This window comes from Phormidesmis sp. 146-12 (assembly GCF_052939495.1).
In genome coordinates, this window is the sequence record NZ_JBJPHS010000203.1 from 1 (window position 1) to 5714 (window position 5714).

Here is a 5714-nt window from a genome sequence, read left to right on the forward strand (position 1 = left end):
CACCAGAAAAAATGCTTTTTACGGCCAATGCGATTCGAGTTAAGTCTTCGTTGAGCAGAGGAGGGCAGTCGGAACTTTTTCTCAATCCCACTTCAAACAATTGTCGGCCTTCACTGGACACCAGATGTAGAGCGTAAGCGAGATCTCGATCGATCGCCCCTTCTTCTTTCAACGCCTCAAACACCACCTTCAACGCCAGCAAAATCGAGGTCACCTGGCCCGGCATAGGAGGATGGCTGCGCTGGAGCCGCCCCAAAAAAGTATCGGCAACACCAAAGCGAGATTGGTCTAACAAGAGACGACGAGCAGAGTCATAATCCACGATCGCAACGCTCACACAAAGAATGGTTTAAGTTTAGCCTACCGATTCGCTGCTCAAAAAAATAGAGGGAGTAGACTCTGTTTGTCCTCTCCCCCCATCGTTGTCAGGCTGTGAGCCGTCTTGAAGTTTCTTTCTTAGCAGTTGAGTTTGCTTTTTGAGTTGTCGCTGACGGGCAGTGCCGCCTTTGCCTTTGTGGTTGCGTCCCTCACGGCGAGGAGACTCCCAGCGCTTGAGCAGTCGAGCCATATCTATGTCTCCGAATCGTTTCTTTAGTTTACTACAACAAAAAGAACTCCCTTTCCTGAAGATTTTTAAGCTCGATCGTCCTATTTCGGAAAAGCGAGAGAGCTTTCTCATTTCGGACTACTTTCCATTAGCCTCTCCCAAATGGCGCTACAAGTAATTCTTCTCTAACAATTAAAGAATCTAGGAATTGCTCGGTATAAGTGCCGAAATAGAGGAGTTATCCTGCGAAGATTTGGTATAAAACCTTGAAAAACACGAGTTATGCTGATTGTATACAGGATAATTATCTTCAGAATCCTTTTACACTGTTTGTTCTAGTCAAACGGCAGAAATAATAGTTAAATCGCAGTATAACTACACTTGTACTATCTGCTACAATTACTTCGACTGCAATTTAACTTCTCCTTGCAGCCGACGAAAAGAGACGACCATACACAAAATTTGAAAACCCTCAAGCGCGGCTGAACTCGTTTCAATTATACGGCTTGATTTATCAGTCTTGGCAGAGGTTCAAAAGATGTCTGTAGATGTTCCAGATTAAGTTTAGTTTTTACGTATAGAAGTGCGATACGGTTGATGAGAAGGGTTATATGCCTTAACAATTAAGATCAATTGATGTCCAGCATGAGGAAAGCTGACCGTCTTTTTCAACTGGTGAATCTTATCAGATCCCACCAACCCATTACAGCAGAACAACTCGCTGAACGAGTTGGTGTTTCTGTGCGTACAATTTACCGATATATCGACGATCTTTCATTGAGTGGTATTCCAGTCTACGGTGAGCCTGGTGTCGGTTATGCTCTGGATGAAGATTTTGAGTTGCCGCCGCTCACTTTAACGCATGATGAAATTGCCGCTCTGATGTTGGGTGTTGAAATGCTGTCGCGATCGACTGGGACTGATTTGGAGGCAGCAGCAAAAACGCTTCTCAGCAAAATTGGAGCAGTGTTGCCACCACGCAGTTTTGATCCAACTCGCGCATCTATTCGAGCGTTAGGTAATCTTTTGAATGACCAAAGCTTAAGGTATTGGAACGATCTTTATCGAGCCATTCAACAGCAAAAAGCCGTCAGAATCGAGTACATGAGCCTGAATGAGCAACTGTCTCAGAGAATCATCTTCCCGTTGGGACTATTCTGCTGGGGCAGTAAATGGACGGTTGGAACATGGTGTACGCTCAGAAAAACCTACAGAGATTTCCGCATTGATCGCATTCAAGATCTGGATTTTGCTTCAGATTTTGAATTTCCAAGTCAAGCAATTAATCTTGATACCTATACAGAATTTCAACTTGAGAGAATGAAATTATCTGGATTTCAGCCACTGACATAACGCTGTCAGGAGCAGAGTTCTATGTTGGACAACATCCAAGAACTTGTGATGGAGTCGATTTTGCCATGTTTGAGATGTTTCCTAACTTTTGGACTCCTGTGTTGCCTGTCGCTGAAATTGGGACAGTTCCCATTGCAGTTGAATTAGCGGGCGAATCACTCGTTCTATTTCGGAGTTCGTCTGGTCAGTTTGCAGCGTTTCTGGATCGCTGTCCTCATCGCGGTGCGCCGCTTTCACAGGGACAAGTAACAGCCGACGGTTGCCTTGAATGTCCCTATCATGGCTGGAAGTTTGCCTCAAATGGCGATTGCGTTCAGGTTCCCTTCAACTCACTAAACCCAAATCACCTTTCCAAACTGTCGATCGTGAGCTTTCCGGTCAGAGTGATTGTAGGGATGCTTTGGATTTTTACAGGAACCGAAGATGTGCCAGAACCAGAGTTGCCGTCGAGCTTATTAGAGTCCGAGGATCGCTATGTAATTCACCATGAGATCTGGAATGCTCATTGGACACAGGCAGTTGATATTTCGCTGGATTATCTGCATCTTCCTTTTGTTCATCGAAATTCATTTGGTGGCGAGCTAAATGACGCAGCACACAAAGATGCGATCGCCCAAATCAGTGTTACTTCAACAGCAGATGGGATGACGGTTACTAATCGTCTCAATACCTTATCCTCTGGAACTGAAATTGACTGGCATCAGCCGAATAATATCGTTTTAAACCTAGACGGAATGCCTCTTCTTCCCCATTTCTTTGCCGTTCCGATTAACACTCAGCAAATGCGATTTATGCAGGTTCTTCTACCCAACCCTGGAATCGATCGGAGTAACTTCGATTTTGCTGAGTTTTTTGCAGCATCCGACGACGATCGGACTATGGTTGAGTCACAAATCGATGAAGTTCCCAATGTAAACGAAGGATATAATGTGCCTACTGATGAACCCTCACTGAGATTTCGTCGTTGGTACTACCGCGCAGTGAAAAATGAGAGAACAGAAGCTACTCAAGACACGAGTGCTGGTAGATGACATTCAGTGGCGACAGCCGTATAATCGGGTCGCCGGAGGGTTTTCCCCTCCAGCTCCCACAGCACCCCGCATGCGGCTCCGCACGGGGCGCTTCCTCAAAGAGGTTTAGACGGTTTGAATCCGAAGAATCAATGTCCAGGGGTGGTTACGCAATTAAGCGCCGACAGTTTAGCTCCCCCATCCGGGTTCATCGCCACGTCGAGCTTTACGGCTCCTCCCTGCTCTCTGAAGTTCAGCCCAACACCCTGTCCCACCCATTACGATGAGCCTTTGGCTACTATGGCATCTGCTGACTTCTGCTCAATCACCCCTGGCGTTACCACCAGACGCGCTGCCTGAGCTTCCGTAGGGTTCTGTGGCTACCTCACCGTTTCCAGCTAGACCTCAATCAGACTCCCGTAGACACTCAGACCGCCGCTTGAGCAGATCTCCCCAGATAAGAGCGTGAACTGTCCCTGCACAACCGTGTCATTTACTGTGTCCCCTGAACCAAAAGGCTTTGTGATGTTGTGCTCACAAAGCCACAGGGATCTCAGCCTTCTATGACATTTCTGTTCGTCGGCTCGCAGGTTTGCCGCTGGCTTCCTTCAGACCCTTCCTCGCGGAAACGCCCTTGCCTTAAGCTAGTCGTTGTCGTCACTCGGATCTATAAAAGTGATCATTTGGACGTTGGTTCTCCGACAGGGGACTTTCACCCCATTAGTTCACGCCCATGCTGGGCGTACACAACCCGGTTGGAGCGGACGTTCAGAGTCTTTTCGTCTAGCGTTTAAGTTCTCTCATCGCCGCTCAACCGGAACGTTAGCTGGCTTCGTTCTGGTCGATAGGAGCGTTGTTTACAAGTCGTCGGTGGGCAGGGAAAATTAATTGGATCTTGAATTGTTTTTAACTTTGACTAGCTATGCGTTGCCCTCAATGTTTACAAGAGGTCAAGGAGTCGATTAAGCATTGTCAATGTGGTTTTGCCTTTGATGATGTAGCGTTGGTCGATTTACAAGATTGGTTTGCAAAGGTCAAAAAAACCTTGGAAACAGCGTATGCAGTCGCACCTACTGCGTGGCAACAATCTGGTAAGAGTGGGACATTTGAGGATTGGATACGACTTCGGATCGTAAACATAGCACCAGTGAAGCGATCAGGTACATATCTCGATATTGGTTGTGCGAATGGGTATTTGTTGGAGTGTCTAGTCGCTTGGGCAAAGTTAAAAGGCGTTGAGATTACACCTCACGGTCTGGACTATTCAGCCAAACTTGTTGATTTAGCTCGACAACGCCTTCAATCTTCGGGCAATATTTATATGGGTAACGCCTGGAATTGGACTCCGCCGCAGTGCTTTGATTATGTGCGAACTGAACTCGATTACGTGCCGCGCAATTATCGAAAGCCTTTTGTCGAAAGATTATTGGCTGAGTTTGTTGCTCAAAGCGGTCGATTGATCATTTCTCAATATCGCAGTCGTCGTGATGATTTAACTCAGGGCTGGGTTGATCAAGAGCTAGAAGGGTATGGGTTTCGAGTCGTTGAGACACATTCGGGGTATGACGGAGGCGGTTTAGAATTATGTCGTGTTGCAGTTTTGCAATCGTAGTCGCGATCAGCCAGCTAACAATCCGCTTGCACACCGACCGTTGAGAGTTGGTTGGCTGAGAACGAAAGGTTACTAGCGGCGGGTGAAGCGGGTCGTTGGCCCGCATGACAGCAACCGCATCATTTACTGTGTCCCTTGAATCACAGATCTCGTTGACAAAACAGGATTAGGTTTTGGTTCTAAAGCTGTAATCCTGGAGTTCCGTAGTGCGGGCGGCAGGTCTAGAACTTTTGTAGTTAGAATATTCCTCTGACTTCACCAACCCAACCCCACTGGCATACCAGGAGATAGTTTTTTGATTCGGAATCAGCGATCCCTGCGTTTCAACTTTCATGGCTAAAAATTTACCTGCCGGAACAACCACAGTTTCGCTGGCGACAACCTTACTAATTTCAATAGTGGGCGCCCCAAAAAATCCCTTGCCCTCCCACACCCAAGAATCCCCTGGTTGTAGCGGATTTTTGAGTACAATGCGTGGCGGCTCAAACGAAAAACCTCGATTCTCTTTCGACCATAGGGGATATTCATTGCGATGAGCAAGCACTTGCCCAGCAGGTTTAGAGTACCATTCTCGCAAGAATAGTTCACTTGGCTTGTCCTTAGACGGTGTTCCAATCACATACAGGAGCGTGCCATCGGTTTGTCTCTCCTGACTCACCACGCTCAACTTATATTTGGAAGTGACAGATCCGTAAACAGAAGATTCCACATCGACGGTTTGGTACTGCCACCAATCACCAACGCGGAGGGGGAAATAATCGGGGGTTAAGGAAGCCAGTGGGTTGAGGCAGGCAACTACTGTACCGCTGAACACAAGCAGCAAACCCAAAAAAAATACCAACTTAGTGGAAGCGTTATGATTCGGTTTTTTCATTACAGGATCACACTTGGACTGGGTTTGTTCTGAGCTAACTGAGATTGTTGACCAAGAGAATTAACTCATCAAGAGATATCGCTTAAACTCTCAGACAAGCGTGAATGCGTCTATCGTAAGCGATCGGTGAGGCATGGTCTAACAACACAGTGGAGCAGACGGTATAGAGTCTTTGCACTTCGTTTCAGTCATTTCTGCCGCTTACGTTACAGGTGGTGGCGGTGGTTTGAGAATTACTGGTTAGATGAACAACAAAACACCTACTAAGGGCCTATCCGAAAACCATAAAATCTGTGAGATGATGAAGGCAAGCGAGTT

Annotated in this window: 7 protein-coding genes; 4 read left to right on the forward strand and 3 right to left on the reverse strand. The window is 46.8% G+C overall.

Going from position 1 to position 5714, the window contains the following annotated elements:
* Together ACKFKF_RS34175 and ACKFKF_RS34180 are read right to left on the reverse strand one after the other, a co-directional pair.
* The coding region (locus ACKFKF_RS34175) for a Dethiobiotin synthetase (protein WP_446871816.1) at window positions 1–337 on the reverse strand (337 nt) is incomplete at its 3' end.
* Window positions 338–355: 18 nt separating this feature from the next.
* Window positions 356–568 carry a hypothetical protein gene (locus tag ACKFKF_RS34180; RefSeq protein WP_446860178.1) on the reverse strand — a complete coding sequence of 71 codons (213 nt, stop codon included), beginning with the start codon at window positions 566–568 and terminating at the stop codon, window positions 356–358.
* Between the two features lie 4 nt (window positions 569–572).
* Here ACKFKF_RS34180 and ACKFKF_RS34185 point away from each other — a divergent pair, with 4 nt between their 5' ends.
* The 4 genes from ACKFKF_RS34185 to ACKFKF_RS34200 all read left to right on the forward strand — a co-directional run bounded on the left by ACKFKF_RS34185 (window position 573) and on the right by ACKFKF_RS34200 (window position 4522).
* Window positions 573–725, forward strand: coding sequence for a hypothetical protein (locus ACKFKF_RS34185; protein WP_446871817.1), 153 nt, complete (start codon window positions 573–575; stop codon window positions 723–725).
* 467 nt (window positions 726–1192) lie between these two features.
* Window positions 1193–1900 (forward strand): helix-turn-helix transcriptional regulator, encoded by a 708-nt coding sequence (locus ACKFKF_RS34190; RefSeq protein ID WP_446871821.1) that lies wholly within the window; start codon window positions 1193–1195, stop codon window positions 1898–1900.
* Window positions 1901–1965: 65 nt separating this feature from the next.
* Window positions 1966–2931 carry a Rieske 2Fe-2S domain-containing protein gene (locus ACKFKF_RS34195; protein ID WP_446871818.1) on the forward strand — a complete coding sequence of 322 codons (966 nt, stop codon included), beginning with the start codon at window positions 1966–1968 and terminating at the stop codon, window positions 2929–2931.
* A 901-nt stretch (window positions 2932–3832) separates the two neighbouring features.
* On the forward strand, window positions 3833–4522 hold the full coding sequence (locus tag ACKFKF_RS34200; RefSeq protein ID WP_446871819.1) for a class I SAM-dependent methyltransferase: 690 nt from the start codon (window positions 3833–3835) through the stop codon (window positions 4520–4522).
* Window positions 4523–4688: 166 nt separating this feature from the next.
* On the opposite strand, the gene ACKFKF_RS34205 is transcribed toward ACKFKF_RS34200, so the two are convergent.
* Window positions 4689–5396 carry a TapB family protein gene (locus tag ACKFKF_RS34205; RefSeq protein ID WP_446871820.1) on the reverse strand — a complete coding sequence of 236 codons (708 nt, stop codon included), beginning with the start codon at window positions 5394–5396 and terminating at the stop codon, window positions 4689–4691.
* Window positions 5397–5714 lie beyond the last annotated feature (318 nt).